This window comes from Mycobacterium sp. (assembly GCF_032159765.1).
Taxonomy (GTDB): Bacteria; Actinomycetota; Actinomycetes; order Mycobacteriales; family Mycobacteriaceae; genus Mycobacterium.
In genome coordinates this window covers 1-17,819 of the sequence record NZ_JAVHWM010000045.1, presented here as the reverse complement: position 1 = coordinate 17,819, position 17,819 = coordinate 1, and the positions used below count along the sequence as shown (strand labels likewise).

The window sequence follows — 17,819 nt, the reverse complement described above, 5'->3', positions numbered from 1 at the left end:
GAGCTGGTGAAGCTCTGGCAGTCGGTAGAAGGGGACGCTCGGGTACCAGTGGTGCTCGATGTGAAAGCCGATATTGCGCGGCAGGATGAAGATCGCCTCGAGCCGGGTCGGCAGCGTGGTACGGGTGACGTTGTACTCGTCCTCATCGGCGTCAACGGCGCTGTGCTCGCAGATCAATCGAATGTACTGAGCCGCAATATGCCAGGTGCAGAACGGCACAAGCCAATACCAGACGAACCCGAGCCACCCGCCGCCATACGTCAAAGCGGCGGCAATTGATGCATAAAAAGCGAGCCGTGCGGCAACCATCCAGTGCGGCTGCGGGATGAAAAACACGCCGACGATACCGCGGACGATCCAGGAGATCCCAGTCAAGAACGCGGCACGGCGCAGAATGATCAGCGCCAAGCCTCGCCGCGTCTTCGGGAACACCCACTCGCGTTCGAACTCGCCCTGGGCGTTGTGGGTGTGCCAGAGCTTGCGGTTTCCGTCGTTAGCGAGGTTGGTGTATTGGTGGTGCGTCCCGTGAAACTTGCGGAAGCCTTCCACTGAGGCAAAGGTCGGCCACATCGTGAAGAGGTTGCCGAACAGATCGTTCTGCCAGCGCTTGCGCAGATAGCGGTAATGCGACGCGTCGTGGCCGAGGACCATCAACGCGTGCTGCCGGGAGCCGATGATGATGACCGCGATCACATATAGGGCCGGGTGCCAGAAGTACGCGGAGAGCGCGATCGCCGCGGCGATGACGGCCCATTCTTCTGCGGTCGCGATCAGCGCCCTCGCCGGCTGCAGCACGGATAATTCCTTGATCTTGGCCGGCGGCAGTCGTTCAGGGATGGTGCGGCTGGTGTTGTGTGGGTGCGCCACCACCGGGTTCGCCGAGATGTCTTCCGTCGGAATCTCCGATCGCAGGAAGGCGAGGAGGGTGAAGGGGTTTGGTGCGGTATGACGCCGCAAGTCAGGACCGATGTAAGACGGCTGCAGCTTGCGCAGCTGCCCCCGACCGCGATGGTCGTTTGCCGCGGGCATCACGCGAGCCGTTCTCGAAAGGCGAGCACTTGAATGTCCATCTGATTCCAGCCGTGTAGTGCATTGACCAGTGTGTTTAGCCGGGCCCTGCGATCAGCATGTTACGCGCTGTGACGTGTCGCGCCGTCGAAACGTCAATTCATTTCGAACCGCTTCCTCGGGCGCCTCCCATCGGCAGATCCCGTGGTCAGGTCGAAGGCGTTGCACGCGACCAGTCGCCGGTGACGATCGACGGTGGCCAGATAAAACGCCCACACGAACGCAAAAGGGATGAACCAGCTCGATACGAAATACAGCCACGGGCGGCGCACGCCACGCCGGTAGCCATCGACGATGGTGTACAGCGGTAGCAGTAGCAGATTGGCGACGAGGAAACCCTGGCTAGCGGCACTGGCGGCGGGATTGGCAAACATCAACTTGACGTAGTCCGTCCAGCCACCCTTGCCCCAGACGGGATTTTCCCAAGCCGTCGAATACTGGCTCACATACCGAACATTGAAGTACCACGCCAATGCAACCGATGCCACGCCGATCACGTAGTACACGCACTCCATCTCCGACACCTGCGGTCCGCTCGGTATGCGTCGGAAGATGTGCCGGTTCGACGCGATGATGAGCGCGATGAGCGCGACGCCAAGAACCGGCCGTGCGATGAGGGTGATCACCTCGTAGGCCTGTGGAGCACCATCGGTTCAGTGAATCATGTGCGGCACTACAAGCGTCGCGTTATCAACACGATCAACTGTGGCGCTGGCTAATCGACCGCGACCGCCTCGACGATGTCGAGGCGCGCCGCCCGAACGGCCGGTGGGACCGCACCCAGAAGTGTCAAACCGAATGCGGCGCAAGCGAATAAGAGCGCAAGCGGGCTCGGAGCGTAGACGACCTCGATGTTGAGCACATGAGTGAGTGCGGACGCACTCAGGTACTGGTTGGCCGCACCGATCAGTGCTCCCGCCGCCGCACCGACGACCCCAAGGCCAGCGGCCTCGGCGAGGATGGTACGTAGAGCAAAGCGCCGTGACGAGCCCATCGCGCGCAAGACCCCCAACTCGCGCCGCCGCTCCAGTACCGAGAGCATCAGCGTGTTGAGCAAGGCGACGCCCGCGACGAAGACGACAATCCACGCCATCACCGTGATGAGTGCCGTGGCCTTAGCCACGGACGTGCCGACTGCCCTGGCCGCCTCCTCACCTGAATACACGTAGATATCGGCGGGCAGTCTGTCGCGAATCATCGCCTCCACCCTGTGGCGGTCCGCTCCTGCGGTGAGGTCAACGGCAAGAATCGTCGAGCCAGGCCGGTCGAACCATTGGCGCAGTTGGGTCAGGCTCATCGAAACGACGCCGCCGAGTACCGAGAAGAACGGCACCACCTGCAGGACGCGGACGGGCCGCTCGCCGGTCGGAGTGGCCAGCATCAATACGTCGCCGGCCTGCAGTCGTAAGGTGCGGGCGATGTCGCGGGATACGACGACGCCGTCGCCGGCCAGAACCTGCTCTCGCACTTGCTCGTTCGTCGCACTCAGTGGCGGCGCGACCGAGCCGGGCGCGACTCCCTGAATTAGTACGCGCCTCCCAGCGACGGTTGCGTAGGCCGTCTGCCCTGGAACGACGCGGGCCACCCCCGGGATCGACGCGATTCGCGATTCGGTGTCCTGCGGCAAAACCGGCGACGTCGGGAACACGCCGGGACCGGTCGAGCTGACGTAGAACCCAGCGTCGCGAAACGAGGCGAAGCTCGCGTCCGCGGAATCGATGGCGTTCATATTCGAGCCGGTGCTCTGCACGGTGATGGCCACCGCGATCTGCACAGTCATCAGGGTTGCCCACACTCGGCGCGGCGCCCGTTCGATCGTCGCCGCTGCCAGCGCCCCGGGCGCACCGAATACTCGGGCGCCCGCCGCTGCCGCGGCAACTAGCGGGCCCGCGAAGGCGAAACACACCGCGATCTCGCCGAGACCTACGAGCCCGATCGCCGCCACGGAAAGCCTTCCCAGGTCGTGGGCTGCGACCACGATCGCCGCTGCAATGAGACCAACGCCGAAGAACCCCGCCGCCACCCGCGCCGGAAGCGCGACGGCATCAGCAGCGGACGCCCCGACGGGGGCCAGGGCTTCGACCGGCTCCACGCTATACACCTGTCGGGCCGCCAGCGCCGCCGCCACAACGCTCATGACGATGCATGCGGCCACGGCGATGGGAATTGCGTAGCCGGGCAGGATGTATTCGGTTCGCGACTCGAACCCCTGCAGGATCGCCGCGGGCAGGGCACCGATCGATTGCCTGCCGATGACCACTCCCAGCGCCGACCCGAGGACCCCGCCGACCAGCCCCACCAGACCGGCCTCCATCAGCAGGTCACCCACGATCTGCCGCTTCCTGGCGCCGATGGCGCGAAGCATCGATATCGCCGGCCGCCGCTGGGCGATCGCCATACTCATCGCGTTGAAGATCAGGAACCCGGCGACGACAAGCGATGTCGACGCCGCCAAGAGCATCAGGATGCGCAAGATCGCAATGGCTCCGCCGGATTGCGCGGACCGAAAGGCCGGCTCGGCAACGATGGCTCGGCCGTTTACTGCGGCCGTGACGCCGGCGCGCAGCTGGGCGAGGTCCGCCCCTGGAGCCGCGATGATCAGGATCGAATCGATCATGCCGACCCGATCCGTTAGACGCTGGATCAATGGCAGCGGCCCCACGATGAAATTGCCGCCGTTGACCCGATCGGCATCGGCACCGGTGATCACCGCCGCGACGGTGACCGTCCCGTTGCCCAGGGGAAAGGAGTCGCCCACCGCATGCCCCCTACCGGTCCCGACCGCCACCTTGCCGGGCTGCCTGACCAGGGGGCCGATCTCGTTCTCAACGGCGCGCTGGAGGTCGCTCAGCATGGCCCTGACCTTGTCGTCGACACCTAGCAGCAGCACACGCTCGGAAGGCTTGCCGATCGGTGTCCGCAGCATCGGCACCGCGGCGGCGACACCGGGCACCTTCGCAACGTCGCCCTCTATGGCTTGCGGGAAACCGGTGTCGGTCGCCCCGGAAACCTCGAGGCTCGCATTGCCGCCGATACTGGCGACGAGACGGTTAGAGGAACCAGTGATCGAGCCCGCAATGCCCAAGACCGCGACCAGCAGCGTCGCCGAGATCGCCACCACCGCAAGCGACATCGCTGTCCGGGCGGGATGCCGTCGCAGCTCCCGCAGATTGAGCGCGCGTACGCGGTCCACAAACACGCCTGTTACCCACCAGCCAGTACAGCAGCCCTGATCCGGCCATTCGCCAGCCAGCAACTCACCATTGTGCGGATCGCGGCCTGCGTCCGGAGGGAATCGGCTTGTTTTGCCAATGTCGTCCCGTACAACAAAGGCTGCTGTAGCGTCAATTTCTCCCTCCGACGTGATGCGGTACAGGAGGTGACGTTTAGTGACCGATGTAGCTTCGGGGCAGCCAGCTTCGGCCGTCGACCCCCTAGGGTGGCGTGACCGGAAGCGGTATTTGTGGCTGTGCGGCCTGCTCGCGCCCAGCGCTCTCTTCATCGTCACGCCGATGATCTGCGTGCTGAACCAATTCCACCGGCACATCGCAGCGCAGACGTTGTTCTGGGTCGGCCCGTTGCTGATCTATGTGCTGTTGCCGTTGTTTGATCTGCGCTTCGGGCCGGACCGGCAGAATCCGCCAGACGAAGTGATGGAGCGGCTGGAGAACGACAAGTACTACCGCTACTGCACCTACGCTGTCATCCCCCTCCAATACGCCAGCGTGGTCTGGGCGGCGTATCTATTCACCGCCCACAATCTGAGCTGGCTGGGTTATCCGGGGTCGTTGCCATGGACCGCGAAGATCGGGCTATCGCTGTCGGTGGGAATGCTCGGAGCGGTGGGAATCAACATCGCCCACGAGCTTGGCCACAAGAAGGACGCGCTAGAGCGCTGGCTGTCGAAAATTGCGCTGGCACAGACCTGTTACGGCCACTTCTATGTCGAGCACAACCGCGGCCATCACGTCCGGGTCGCCACACCAGGAGACCCGGCCAGCGCGCGCATGGGTGAGAGCCTGTGGGCGTTCCTGCCGCGCTGCATTTGGGGGAGCCTGTGCTCGTCGTGGCGCCTGGAGGCCCAGCGGATGCGCCTGCGGAACAAGAGCGTGTTCGGCCTCCGTAACGATGTGATCAACGGCTGGCTGATGTCGGTGGTGCTGTGGGGGGTGCTGCTGGCGATCTTCGGGGCGGCGCTGATCCCGTTCATCGCGATCCAGGCAGTCTTCGGAATCGTGCTGCTGGAGACCGTGAATTATCTGGAGCACTACGGCTTGCTCCGGCAGAAGATCGATGAGCCGCTTGCGCGAAGAGGATCGGCGCCCGCCAGCGGTCGCTACGAGCGTGTCACGCCGGAGCACAGCTGGAATTCCGATTACCTGGTGACCAATCTCTTTTTGTACCACCTGCAGCGGCACAGCGACCACCACGCCAACCCGACTCGCCGTTACCAGGTGCTGCGCAGCTGTGACGGCGCGCCGAATCTGCCGAGCGGCTACGCCAGCATGATCTCCCTGGCCCACTTCCCGCCGGCGTGGCGCAAGGTGATGGACCGGCGCGTGCTTGCCCATTACGGCGGTGATATCTCCCGAGCGCACCTCCAGCCCGCCAAGCGGGAGAAGCTGATCGCACGCTACGAAACTTCGCGGGAACCATAGCGGCACAACCGGATTCAGGTTACGTGGTTGGCCAGAACGTCCGACTTGACCGCACCGTCCTGCAGTGTGATGAGCCGATCAGCCGCCGAAGCCGCCTCTGAGTTATGCGTCACCATCACTACCGAGCGGTCGACTCCCTCGTCGTGCGCCACGCTTCGCAGCAATTCCACGATCGCCGTGCCAGTGGCCGAATCCAGGTTTCCTGATGGCTCGTCGGCCAAGATCAGCGGTGGATCCATCATCAGCGCGCGTGCGACCGCGACCCGCTGCATCTCCCCGCCGGACAACTCAGCCGGACGATGATCGACTCGGTGACCCAGACCGACGATTTCCAACAGGCGCACGGCGTCGGGCCGGACTCGACGCAGCTTTTGCCCGTCGAGAAGCCTTGGGATCGCCACGTTCTCCCATGCCGACAGCGTCGGCAGGAGATTGAAGAACTGGAAAATGAATCCCATCTTGTGGAGGCGAAAACTTGACTGCTCGTCATCCGTCATCGTCGCGATCTCGACGCCGTTGAATCGTATTGATCCTGAATCCGGTGAATCGAGCGCACCGAGCAGGTGCAATAGTGTGCTCTTCCCCGAGCCGGAGGGCCCCACCACGGAAACGAACTGCCCACCGTCGATCCGCATCGTGATCCCGTCCAAGGCTCGGACGGCGTGTCCGCCCGCGCGGTACTCCCGAACGACATCGGACATTTCGACGCTCAGTGGCACCTCGTCCCCTCTGCTGGAAGGCCATGAAAGTGTCTCACCGGTGGGTACGCGACGTAGCGAAAATCGTTGAGAGAGCAAACGTCACGGCGCGTGCGTCCTTTGCATAAGCAAACAACTACCGCGGGCTCGATGGCTTTGCGGTATCCATTCTGCAAATTTGCCACACGATCAATGACTGCGACGTAAATTCGCGACCAGAGGTGCTTCTACGGGTCGTTTGAAGCCGTGGACGCGTCATCGATTCGCGGGGCGATCCCGGATGGAGTGATTTCGATGCATTGGGCTATCACCGGGGGTACCGGATTCCTCGGCGTTCACCTTGTAGCCGAACTGCTCCGGGGCAGTGGAACCTTCACACTTCTGGCTCGGCCGCAATCCGAACCGATCGCTCGGATACAGAAGGCGCTCGCCATCATCGGTGAGCGGGGCTGGACCGATCAGCGCCTGCGCGAGCGGTTGGCCGTTGTGCCGGTCGATTTGCGCGAACCCAACCTTGGACTGCCGGAACAGCAGTTCCAGGCCCTCGCCGACCGTGTCGACGCCGTGTTGCACTGCGCCGGAAGTGTGGAGTTGGACGGCGATCTTGCGGAGCTTCGCCGCGTGAATGTCGACGGCACCGCACGGATCCTCGAACTCGCGCAAGCCGGGTCGAGGGCGCCGGATGTGTTTCACATGTCGACTGCGTTCGTCGCCGGCGGGCGCCGGTCCGGCTTGATCTACGAGACAGATTTTCGGAGCGAGGCTGGATTTGAGAACAACTACGAGAGGTCCAAATTCGAGGCCGAGTCGCTGGTACGGGACTGGGCACAACGCACAGAACGCCGGGTGGTCGTGCTTCGGCCGAGTGCCTTGATCTCCGATCGGCCGCCGAATCCCGACTTTCCGCTCCATCCTCTGTCTTATCTGTCGAAGTCGGCCGAGCTTGCCCTGCGGCTGCTCTGCATGTCCGGACGACCCCTGAACACGAAGGTGGCAATTCGATTCAAAGGTGATCCCGACGGGCACTTGAACTACATGCCGGTCGGCGAAGCCGCCGCGGCCATGGTCCGCCTCGTACGCCTTGCTCCGGATGGTCTAAGTACCTATCACGTAGTTCACCACCACGACGTCGCAGTGCCAACCCTGGTGGACGTGTTCAACGCGGTGTCGCCGATTCGCGCGTCGGTGGTGGACCACCCGATCGAAGACCCGAACTTCTTGGAAAGGCGCCTACGGTGGGCGAAGGGGTTCATTCCCTACCTGCAGCACAGTCGAACCTTCGACACGACCGCCGCGCGAGCAGTGCTTGGTGAGCCCAGCGGCCAGACCGTTGTCGACCTGAGCTATCTGGTCGCCGGTGTGGGCGGGTACAAACGACACTTCTCAGTCCCGCCTGCACCGAAGAAATCCAGTGCCTCGGCGCGATCGGCTCAACCCTTCGTGCATGTCGTTCCGCAATGCGATGTTGCTGAGCGCAGCACCGACACGGTCAGCCCGATGAGGGGGCTGACGTTCATCGTCACCGTCGGAAGAAGTGGATCGACCGCGCTATCGCGAATTCTCAGCGGTCACCGAGATGTGCTCAGCCTCAACGAGTTCTACCTTTCCGTGCGCACGTTGCTTTCGGTCGATCAACCACTGTCAGGCGAACAATTCTGGCGCAGTCTCGCCGAGCCGCACGCGGCATTCGACGCCATGGTCCGGGGCGGCGCCGGGATGCCGGAGTTCATCTACCCCAGCCTGGAGGGAACACGGTTCGATGCGAATACGACCGGGATTCCGGCGATCTCGATGATGACGCTGCCGCATCTGTCGCCGGACCCTGACAGCGTCTTCCACGCCCTTGGTGCGGAGGTTCCGAGATGGCCGCAACAATCCCCTCGCATGCACTACGAGAAGCTCTTCGGCTGGCTCGCAGCACATTTCGGTGGCAGCGTCGTGGTGGAGCGCTCGGCCATGTCGCTCAGCAGTGTCCCGTGGCTTCGTGAAACATTCCCCGACGCGAAGTTCGTACACCTCTTTCGACACGGCCCCGACACAGTGGTCTCAATGAGCCAGCACACTGGTTTTCGTCTGATGGCGCTCATTGAGGACGCTCTGGGACTGCTCGACCTCACCCCGGAGAGCCGCGGCCCTGGTTTGCGGCTGGACCCGGCGGCTATACCGATCGAGCTCGCACCCCTGGTCGGTGACCGCTGCGACCTCGACTACCTCATGAGTCAGAATCTTCCCGTCGCCCGATTCGCCCGGATGTGGAGCGAGTCGATCGCAATCGGCGTAGCAGCGCTGGCCGACCTGCCTGCAGAGCGATACCTTCGGTTGTCGTACTCGGACCTCGTAGCAGACCCCACGTTGTCCCTAAAGCGGCTTGCCGGATTTCTGGATGTCGAAGCGGATCCGAAGTGGCTCGATTTCGGTGCCAGCGTTATCGACCCGGGGTTCGCGGGCGCCTCCAGTCGGCTGTCCACCGCAGATCTACAGGCAGTCGTCGAAGCCTGCGCAGCCGGCGAAGCCCAACTTCGGGACTGTGGCATCGCCGCATTGGCGAAAGAAACTGTCGCTGCCTGCTGATCCAGGGCGACTCTTGCAGCACCAAGTCTGGCACCATTGCGGAGGTGGATTCGCCTTCGGAGCCGGGTCTCGATGATCCATTCGAAAAGGCGATTGACGACGCCGTGGACTCTTTGCCTGCCGAACTCCGCGCCGCACTGAGCAACCTCGAGATCGTCGTCGAGGAGGAACCACCCGACGGGCGGCCGCTACTCGGTCTCTACCAGGGCGTACCACTGCCGCGAAGGAACAGCATGTACGGCGGCGTGCTTCCCGACAAGATCAGCATCTACCGCGTGCCGATCACGCGACTCGCCCACGGCGACGCCGATCGTCTATACCGTGCGGTCAAACACGTTGTGCTGCACGAGATCGCGCATCATTTCGGGATCAGCGACGAGCGGTTGATCGAGATCGATCGCTACTGACGTCCTGCCGTGGGTTCACCATCAACTGGGGTTGTCCGGTGGAACGGGGAGGCCGGGACAGACGGGGATGTAGTCGATATCTGGTGACACCCAGTCGTTCCATTGCCTGCGGCTCATGTTGGCGGTGAGCTTGGTGCACAGCAGCTCCGGCCACGCCGACCGGGCAGGAGCAGGCGACAACCGAAGCATCTTGTCGACGCTGCCGAGACGATGCGCTGCCCGATCCCATCGATCTTTCGGGCTTCCGCGGGTGGGTGTCGTTCGCGCAGCCTCCACACGCTGACGTGCCGATCGACCCTGGCGTGTACGTCGTTGTACGTCCGAGCGCCGAGCCGCCTGAGTTGGCTGCGCTGCGGATGCCGGGTTGGCACATCGTCTACATCGGCAAGGCCAATGCCGGTGTGAGCGGCAAGCGAGGTTTACGCAACCGACTCAACGAGTTTCGGCAGTACGGTGCCGGCGCACCGGTCGGTCACACGGGTGGTCGGCAAATCTGGCAGCTCGTCGATCACCGTCAACTACTCGTCGCTGGCGCATCACCAAAGACGCCGACGCCGCGAAGATCGAAACGACGATGCTCACCGAGTTCAGCGCGCACTACGGTCGCCTCCCGTTCGCCAACATCGTGGCTGACCCCGGGGTGAATTCGAGCATCGGGCTGTTCAGCAACCATTAAGCGTCCCCGCAGTCAATGGGAAATCGGTGGTTGACTATGCGCTCTCGCAAATGATGATATAGAGCTAGAGCTAACAATCTAGTAATAAGGATGGCCACAATCATCGCCGGGTGCGCGCAGCCGGTCGCTCCTGTTTTGTCCGTATAGCCTGGTCATAGGCGGGGATCCCGGCGCGTTGTTCGTGTGTATCCAGATGCGCAGTGATCCAACCCGGACCATTACCCGAGAAACCTAGTTAATCCATAGGCGCGATCTCACTCCTGCGAATGTCGATCTTGAAAATTTGTCTAGTTATCCATATTTTTCGGCCGAGTTAGCGTAAGCTCCGATTGTCAAACTCGGTTTCGCGTGGGGGGGTCCTCATGAATCAGCAGTCGTCGACACGCGCTAGCTCTCGCCGCAACCGGCACCACCGGTCACGTGAAGTACTGGGCTCGTTCGCCATTGCGGGACTGGCCGGAGCGGGCGGCGGTGCCATCGGACTGCCCTGCGCTTGGCCGCACCCTCCAGACGCCGACGTCCCGACCTCACGGTCGGACCGCCGCGCCCGGCACCGTCGGAACCGATCCGCAGCCAGCGCGACGGAAATCACGGTCCCGACGAGTCGGCCGGTTCATCGCCGACGACGGCAAGCACGACCGGCAGCTCGTCCGCGCCTTGCGGTCACCGCGGCAACGATTGCAGCTTCGGCCCTCGTTTGCGCCTTACTTGCATCGCCGCCGAGCAGCGAAGGCAACCGCGTAGAACTCGCCGCGCTCGTCGAACCCGGTCAAGGCGCGGCCGCGACGCATTTCGCGGCAACACTGGTTGATCCCGCAGATTTGACAGCCGCGATCACCGCCATCGTCGACGCCTATACGACAGGGGATTACGTCAATAACGTCCCCCTCTGGGCACTACCGTTGGCCGGTTTAGGCGGGAGCGCCGCCAATGCGGGCTGGACAATCACCCCCATCCTCGATGGCCCCAAGGGCGACACACTATTCGGAGCGGGCGCGCTGGAAAACGCAAACCAGTTCGGACCGTTGACGTTTAACCTCGGAAATCACGGAACGATCAGCCTCATCGTCACACCCAGTGAGACCAATCCGACCGGAACCCAACCGGTTTTCAATGCCGGAGACATTGGCTCGTGGACGGTCGGGCTAGCCGATCTGATCGGGAGCACCGGCAACACGGGGTGGACGGCCAACAATACGTTCGGCGGCGGCAACGGTGGCATCGCGGACGTCGCAGGCATCCTGTCGACCGCCAATCGGCTTGGCCCTGCAGTCTTTAACCTCAATGTCCTCAAGGCCCTGGCCTTCACGCAACCACCCAACGGCAGAGTGCTGGAAAATCGTCAGCTGGACGACATCCACGCCGTGGACCTCGGACAGTGGGAAGCCGGTATACCGGGGCTCATCACCAACACCGGCACCACCGGCTTCATCGCCGACTGGGGATACGGCAATGGCCTCGGCACTGGATATTGGACTGGCGGTCTGCAAACCACCACTCAGATCGGTCCTCTCAGCTTCACGTTGACCGTTGTCCCAGCCATCAGCTTCGACGGCACAGCACCCCCCGGCACCAATCCCTTCAGCTTCACGCCCGGCATCAGCTTCAGCATCGGCACGGGCGATCAGGCGGCCGGCGCACAAGCGGCGCCCTTGGCGGCGGCACGAGTACAGCCCAGTGCTACACCGTCGAAGGTGTCGGCACCGCCTACCGCAGCGGCAATAGCGCCGACAGCGGCGTCGCTGGGGACCACGACTCCCTCGCTCGTCTCGGCGGCGACCAAGACGTCACCGGCGGCGAACGGCCGACAAGCGTCGCCCACGCAGATCACCGGTCAAACTCCGGCGGTGACCACCAGCCCACTCGGTGCGGGCCCGACTACCCCAAGCAGCGCGCAAGAGTCTGCAACCGTCGGGACTTTGCCAACCGCGATCGACGGGCTCCTCGGCAAGCACCCGTCAGACAACAGCGCATCCAGCACCGAAAGTGGCAGCGGTGCAGCCGATTCCGGGTCCACGAACTGAGACGTGCAGTCGAACGTCGTCGGCGCGGAGGTGTTAATGCCGCTTGACACCGCCCGATGTGTCCCAAATCACATTCCGGGTGCGCATTTGCTGCGGTTGCAGGGAGCTTGGTATTAGTTAGTTTCAACATCCCCGGTGGCTGGGACGACTTGTGGTACCGCACGTCCGACGGCCATTTCGTGGCCGACGTCGACATCGAGACCGGCACCCTCGATGTCGTCGCGCCACCGTGCGATGCGGGCGGGCCGGCCCCGGCCGCCGCGCCGCCGCCATCGTCATCAAAGGCGGATGCGGCTGTCGCTAAGGCGAATTCAGCCGTCGGCAGCGACATGTTCGGTGATCAGGGCTGCGGAAAGTTCGTCGCCTGGGCCTACGGTGTTCCCGGTATTGGCTTCGCCACAGCCAAGCAGTTCCGCGATCACCTTGCTGCCCAGAATCAAATCCACATGGATCAGAACTTCCCGCGCGGCGCGCTGGTGTTCTCGGAGAGTTCCATTGACGGAGGTGCGGGCCACGTCGACATTGCTCAAGGCGACGGAACCTTCGTCTCCGGCGGCGTGTGGGCCCCCTACAAAGGGCTCGCTGGCGCAGGCCACAACGTTCAAGTCATGAACAGCTGGAACCCCACACCCCGGGCGACGTATTTGGGTTGGGCCACTGCGCCCTGGTAGGCCGAGCGCCGTTGGCGGAACTGCTGGCAGCTGACGCCACTGGCTCATATGGTTAGCCGGTGGACGGGACAGAGTTCGGCCGCTACCGGTTGGTCGACATGCTGGGCCGTGGCGGCATGGGTGAAGTGTGGCGGGCGTTCGACACATCCATGAACCGGGTGGTCGCCTTGAAGGTGCTGCCCGCCAGCTTTGCTCACGACACGCAGTTTCAGATGCGGTTCCGCCGCGAGGCCCAGGTGGCCGCCGCGCTCGATGAGCCCCACGTCGTCCCGATCCACGATTTCGGCGAGATCGATGGACGCCTCTACGTCACGATGCGGCTGATCGACGGGAAGACCATCCAGGAGCTGCTAGAGAGCGGACCGCTGCCACCCGAGCGCGCCGTGTGGATCGTCGAGCAGATCGCCGCCGCCCTCAATGCTGCCCACCGCGTCGGGCTGGTGCACCGCGACGTCAAACCGTCGAACATCCTGGTGACCGACGACGACTTCGCCTACCTCATCGATTTCGGGATCGCCCGCGCGGCCGAGGCGACGAAGCTGACCGACACCGGCGCCACGATCGGCACCTTGGCTTACATGGCCCCCGAGCGATTCACCAGTGACGTCGCCGACGCGCGCTCCGACGTTTATGCGCTGACGTGCGTGTTGTACGAGTGCCTGACGGGGTCCCAGCCCTTTCCGGGCGACAGTCTGGAACGCCAGATCACCAGCCACCTGACGCTGCCGCCGCCGCGGCCATCGATGGTGCAGCCCGGTGTGTCCCCACAAATGGACCACGTGATTGCCACTGGAATGGCCAAGAACCCCGACGAGCGCTACGCGTCGACCAAGGATCTGGCGGCTGCTGCGCGTGCCGCCCTGTCGCCGACTCCTGCCGGTCAGCCCGCTCCCGCAATGATGAATTGGACGCCGCCGGTGTCCAATTGGCAAACGCCGCAGCCTTATCCCGCCACCGGGCCGAGCGCCGCGCCTGCGGGCCCGTCGACGCAACAGCCGATGACTGGCGAACCCTCGGTCTGGCCTCCGATCCCGGTGCCCGACTCGCAATCTGCGCAAACCGGACGCCCGTGGTGGCGCGGCCCGGCCATCTTGATACCGGCCGCTCTTCTGGCCATCCTCATCATTCTCGGCACGATCCTGGTCGTCACCTGGCCAAGCGGGAACTCGAAGCAACAAGCCTCTAGCCCTACCCAACAAGACCGTCCGTCGATCAAACTCCCGAGCTTTTCGATACCGACCATTCCGCCGATCACGAACGTGCCGGGGCAGACCTCAAGCTCGTCGGCGCCGCAGGGACCGACACAGCTGCAGACGGCCGACGGGTTGACCGGCCTGCTCGCCGGGATGCGCGACCGGTTCGGCGACACCATGGGATTTCGGCTGGTGATCTACCCCGACTACGCCGTGACCAATCGTCCCGATCCGGCGAACACCCACGTCGAGCAGGGGTACACGTATCGCAAAGGTGCGTGGCAGACCTTTGGGCCGGCCACGTCGACCTCAACCCTCGACATCCTCGCCGATCTCAGCGCATTCGACGCGGGCGCAGTCGCGAAAACGTTGGCGGACGCGCCCCAAACAATCGGTGCGCGTGACGGCTCTCAGATGTATCTCATCGTCGAGGGCGCCTCAGGCGGCGGCCTGAAGATGTCGATTCATTCGTTGGCCCCAGGCGTCGGGTTCATGCAAGTCAACACCGATGGGACCGTCGCGAAGACCTTTCCACCGTGACCGTGAGTCACTTCCGTATCGCTGCGAAGGTAAAGGGTGATTGGCCGCCTCTTAGCGACAATTCTTGAACACCAACGGGTTTCGAGAGCAATTGTCGCTAAGATACGGGCAGAACGACGATCTTCTCTGCGCTGTGACTGCTGTGAAAGCCGGGGCGCCGCACGCACTGAACCTGGCCGAGCGATTACGGTGGCGCTATGAGCAGCCAACAGGTGCCCGGTGGGGTTGTGCACAAGCTGCCCGCGGACCTGCGCACGGCGTTGACGGCGAATGCCACCGCACTCGCGGCCTGGCAGGACATCACGCCTCTGGCACGCAACGAGTTCATCTGCTGGGTCGAGGATGCCAAGCAGGACAAGACGCGGCAGCGCCGCATCCGGCGGACTCAGGAGGAGCTGGAGGAAGGCATGCGCCGGCCCTGCTGCTGGCCGGGATGCAAACACCGCGAACGCAACGGCAAGGCTGCGGCGTCAAGTTAGGGAGACGGCGGCTCGGGCGGCGGCCCCGCAGGAATGGGGTCGCCCGGCTTCAAACCGTAATCCGCCGGGTCGGGTCCGTAGATCATGTCCGACGGAACGCCGTTGTGGAACTGATTCCAGACGTCCCGGAAGAAGCCCCGCTGACCGTAGGACCCGGGTGACCCGTCCGCGTTGACGACCGGCGGGATGTACGGTGCCATACCCGGGGGAGGTGTCGGGCCCTCGTACGGCTTGCCCTGGCCGTCGCTCAGAGGTGCCGACGCCGGCGGTGGCGACCCCGGGGGTGGCGCAGGCGCGTCGGGCGGAGGCGCATCTGGCGGAGCACACGACAGCTGAGGCTGCGGTGTCATCGCCAGCGTCGCGGGATCGCAGGGGCCTGCGTTCGCCGCGGCCGCGGTGACCAGGGCCGACGATCCGACGAGGGCGCCGGCGAAGGCGATCCGGGCCACGGTGAGCGCCGGGCGTTGGAGTCCAGTCATGAGTCGATGCAGTGCTCTCTTGTCGGGGGCAGCGAACTGGTTTCCGCAAAGCGTAGTGCGTCGGCCGGCGCTTCGTCGGGCCCGCCGGCGGATCAGAGCAGTTTCTCCAGCGTGATGGGTAGATCGGTGATCCGCTTGCCTGTCGCGTTGAAGACGGCGTTCGCGACTGCCGGCGGGACCGCGACGATGACGAGCTCGCCCAGGCCCTTCACCCCCAGGGGGTCGGCGATGGTGTCCTCGCCAGGCAGGAACATTGCATCAAGCGTCGGTATGTCGGCGTTGACGGGCACGAGGTAGTCCGACATGTTCGCGTTGACCACTCGGCCGTCGCGGTAGTCGAGCTGCGTTCCCTCCAGCAATGCCATGCCGGTGCCCATCACCATCGCGCCGATCGCCTGACTGTGCGCGAGCAGCGGGTTGATGATCCGCCCGCCGTCGTAGCAGGCGAAGATCCTGCGGATGCGCACGCGACCAAGCTCCTCGTCGACGCTCACCTCGGCGAACACCGCACCATAGGCATACATCGAGAACCGCTTGTCCGCGTCATCGGGCGTGTAGGTCTGCGTGGCGTCGCTGTTCTGCCAGCCCTTGCGGCGCAACAGGTCCTGATAAGTTTCGCCACGCCCGGGGTCGTCGACGCGGTACATCCGGCCGTCGGACACCGTGACTTCACCTGGTGCGGCGCCGGCAAGCGGCGAGGCGGGATCCACCACTGCCGTACGAACTAGCTTGTCCCGCATGATGTTTGCCGCGGCCAGCACCGCCGAGCCCACACTGGCCATTGTCCGCGAGCCGGAATGAGAGGGCGCCTTGGGAAATTGGCTGTCGCCCAACGCGAATCGTACTTTGCTGATGGGCAGTCCGAGCGCGTCAGCGGCGACTTGGGTCATCGACGTGTAGGTGCCCGGTCCCATGTCGCCCGTCGCGCTGAAGACATCGGCGGTGCCGTCGGCGTTGATCCGGACCTGGGCGTCGGACGGGCTGCGATTGACGTGATAGCCCGCTGCGGCCATGCCGACGCCGACGAGTTCGTTGCCGTCACGCACCGCGCGCGGAGCGGGATTGCGCTGTGCCCAACCGAACTTGGCGGCACCTTCCTTCATGCAGTCGGCGAGCCGTCGCGTCGAAAACGGCAGCCCGTTCGTCTGATCGCGGTCGGGCTCATTGCGGATCCGCAGCTCGACCGGGTCGATGGCAAGGCGGTGCGCGAGGTCGTCGATGCCCGATTCGAGCACGAACGTGCCTGGGGTTGCCCCCGGGCCGCGCATCGGACAGCCGACGTTGACGTCGAGCGGCACAACCCGGTAGGTCGAGCGCATATTCGGGCTGTTGTAGAGGTATTTCGCGGGGCCCGTGATGCTGTCCTCGAACAGCTGGTAGCGCGCCGACTCCGTGCGCCCTTCATGCACGATCGTCGCGATCTTTCCTGACCGGTCCGCGCCAATTGCCAGCCGCTGCCGGCTCGCGGGCCGATAGCCGATGCCGGTGTACATCTGCTTTCGAGTCAGCACCAGCTTGACGGGCCTTCGCACTTGGCGAGCCGCGAACGCGGCCATGATCTGATGGGGCCAGGTGCCGCCTGCGCTGCCGAACGCGCCGCCGATGAACGGGCAGATCACCCGCACGCGCTCCGGCGGAATGCCGAAAGCCTTGCCGTACACCGCTTGTGCGGAGTTGACGCCCTGCGCCTTGTCCCACACGGTCAGCGAGTCGCCGGCCCAGCTGGCGACGGTCGCCGGCAGCTCCATCGGGTTGTGGTTGTACCGAACGATTGAGTACTGCAGGTCCGACACGACTGCGGCCTTCGTCAGCGCGGCGTCGGCATCGCCTCGGCTGTAGTCGGTCTGGCGTTGCCCAGGCTGCGGAGTCGCTTGTGATGAATCGATATCCGTCACACCGCTCGCGGCGTCGTATCGCACCTCTACGAGGGACGCGCCGTGGGTGGCGGCCTCCAGGGAGTTGCCCACCACCACCGCGACGGGTTGGCCGAAAAAGGCGATCTTGGCCGGGTCGAACGGAAGGGTCACTCCCCGAAAGTCACCGACGACAGCGATGACGTCGGGGGCCTTCGTCGCCGCGGACGAATCGATCTTCGCCACGGCGCCCCTACTGACCGTGCTGCAGACCAGCGCGGCGTAGGCCAGGTTCGGCGGCACGTTGTCGGACGCGTACGTCGCAGCGCCGGTCACTTTGAGCCGACCATCGACGCGCGCGACCGGCTGGCCGGTTACCGGTGCGACCGCGGGAGCCGGATGGGTCACAACGCCACCGTAGCTACGGTTCCTGGGAAAGCCGTTGGGTCCGTTGCTCCGAACACCGACGGCCCAGGGTTGTCCAGACCCTGAGCCGTCGGAT

The 17,819-nt window shown here is 64.3% G+C and carries 14 protein-coding genes; 7 read left to right on the top strand and 7 right to left on the bottom strand.

Features of this window, described 5'->3' with window-relative positions:
- From QOH60_RS05120 to QOH60_RS05110, 3 genes are all read right to left on the bottom strand, one after another.
- Positions 1-1,029 (bottom strand): fatty acid desaturase family protein (locus tag QOH60_RS05120; protein ID WP_526417781.1); only part of this gene is annotated, 1,029 nt, incomplete at its 3' end.
- A 134-nt stretch (positions 1,030-1,163) separates the two neighbouring features.
- A complete protein-coding gene (locus QOH60_RS05115) occupies positions 1,164-1,694 on the bottom strand; it encodes a DUF2834 domain-containing protein (RefSeq protein WP_526417779.1) in 531 nt (176 codons plus the stop codon).
- Between the two features lie 89 nt (positions 1,695-1,783).
- Entirely contained in the window at positions 1,784-4,261 is a 2,478-nt protein-coding gene (locus QOH60_RS05110) for an FtsX-like permease family protein (protein ID WP_526417777.1), read from the bottom strand.
- A gap of 196 nt (positions 4,262-4,457) precedes the next feature.
- Between QOH60_RS05110 and QOH60_RS05105 the strand changes: the two genes are divergently transcribed.
- Positions 4,458-5,726 carry an alkane 1-monooxygenase gene (locus tag QOH60_RS05105; RefSeq protein ID WP_526417774.1) on the top strand — a complete coding sequence of 423 codons (1,269 nt, stop codon included), beginning with the start codon at positions 4,458-4,460 and terminating at the stop codon, positions 5,724-5,726.
- Between the two features lie 14 nt (positions 5,727-5,740).
- On the opposite strand, the gene QOH60_RS05100 is transcribed toward QOH60_RS05105, so the two are convergent.
- Positions 5,741-6,427, bottom strand: a complete 687-nt coding sequence (locus tag QOH60_RS05100; protein WP_526417783.1) for an ABC transporter ATP-binding protein — start codon at positions 6,425-6,427, stop codon at positions 5,741-5,743.
- A 291-nt stretch (positions 6,428-6,718) separates the two neighbouring features.
- On the opposite strand from QOH60_RS05100, the gene QOH60_RS05095 reads away from it, so the two are divergent.
- Together QOH60_RS05095 and QOH60_RS05090 are read left to right on the top strand one after the other, a co-directional pair.
- Positions 6,719-8,995 (top strand): SDR family oxidoreductase, encoded by a 2,277-nt coding sequence (locus QOH60_RS05095; RefSeq protein WP_526417772.1) that lies wholly within the window; start codon positions 6,719-6,721, stop codon positions 8,993-8,995.
- Positions 8,996-9,039: 44 nt separating this feature from the next.
- A complete protein-coding gene (locus QOH60_RS05090) occupies positions 9,040-9,402 on the top strand; it encodes a metallopeptidase family protein (protein ID WP_526417770.1) in 363 nt (120 codons plus the stop codon).
- A gap of 21 nt (positions 9,403-9,423) precedes the next feature.
- Here QOH60_RS05090 and QOH60_RS05085 read toward each other — a convergent pair whose 3' ends face one another.
- Positions 9,424-9,591 (bottom strand): hypothetical protein, encoded by a 168-nt coding sequence (locus tag QOH60_RS05085; RefSeq protein ID WP_526417768.1) that lies wholly within the window; start codon positions 9,589-9,591, stop codon positions 9,424-9,426.
- Between the two features lie 1,308 nt (positions 9,592-10,899).
- Between QOH60_RS05085 and QOH60_RS05080 the strand changes: the two genes are divergently transcribed.
- From QOH60_RS05080 to QOH60_RS05065, 4 genes are all read left to right on the top strand, one after another.
- Positions 10,900-12,102: a hypothetical protein gene (locus QOH60_RS05080; protein ID WP_526417766.1), complete on the top strand. Its 1,203-nt coding sequence runs from the start codon at positions 10,900-10,902 to the stop codon at positions 12,100-12,102.
- A gap of 107 nt (positions 12,103-12,209) precedes the next feature.
- Entirely contained in the window at positions 12,210-12,773 is a 564-nt protein-coding gene (locus QOH60_RS05075; RefSeq protein ID WP_526417764.1) for a hypothetical protein, read from the top strand.
- A 59-nt stretch (positions 12,774-12,832) separates the two neighbouring features.
- The gene (locus tag QOH60_RS05070; protein WP_526417762.1) at positions 12,833-14,506 is read left to right on the top strand and encodes a serine/threonine-protein kinase; all 1,674 of its coding nucleotides are present in this window, start codon (positions 12,833-12,835) and stop codon (positions 14,504-14,506) included.
- A 197-nt stretch (positions 14,507-14,703) separates the two neighbouring features.
- The gene (locus QOH60_RS05065; RefSeq protein WP_526417760.1) at positions 14,704-14,985 is read left to right on the top strand and encodes a YdeI/OmpD-associated family protein; all 282 of its coding nucleotides are present in this window, start codon (positions 14,704-14,706) and stop codon (positions 14,983-14,985) included.
- On the opposite strand, the gene QOH60_RS05060 is transcribed toward QOH60_RS05065, so the two are convergent.
- Both QOH60_RS05060 and QOH60_RS05055 read right to left on the bottom strand, forming a co-directional pair.
- On the bottom strand, positions 14,982-15,464 hold the full coding sequence (locus tag QOH60_RS05060; RefSeq protein WP_526417758.1) for a hypothetical protein: 483 nt from the start codon (positions 15,462-15,464) through the stop codon (positions 14,982-14,984). The two genes, QOH60_RS05065 and QOH60_RS05060, sit on opposite strands and share 4 nt — an antisense overlap.
- A 92-nt stretch (positions 15,465-15,556) precedes the next feature.
- Positions 15,557-17,725: a xanthine dehydrogenase family protein molybdopterin-binding subunit gene (locus QOH60_RS05055; protein WP_526417756.1), complete on the bottom strand. Its 2,169-nt coding sequence runs from the start codon at positions 17,723-17,725 to the stop codon at positions 15,557-15,559.
- Positions 17,726-17,819 lie beyond the last annotated feature (94 nt).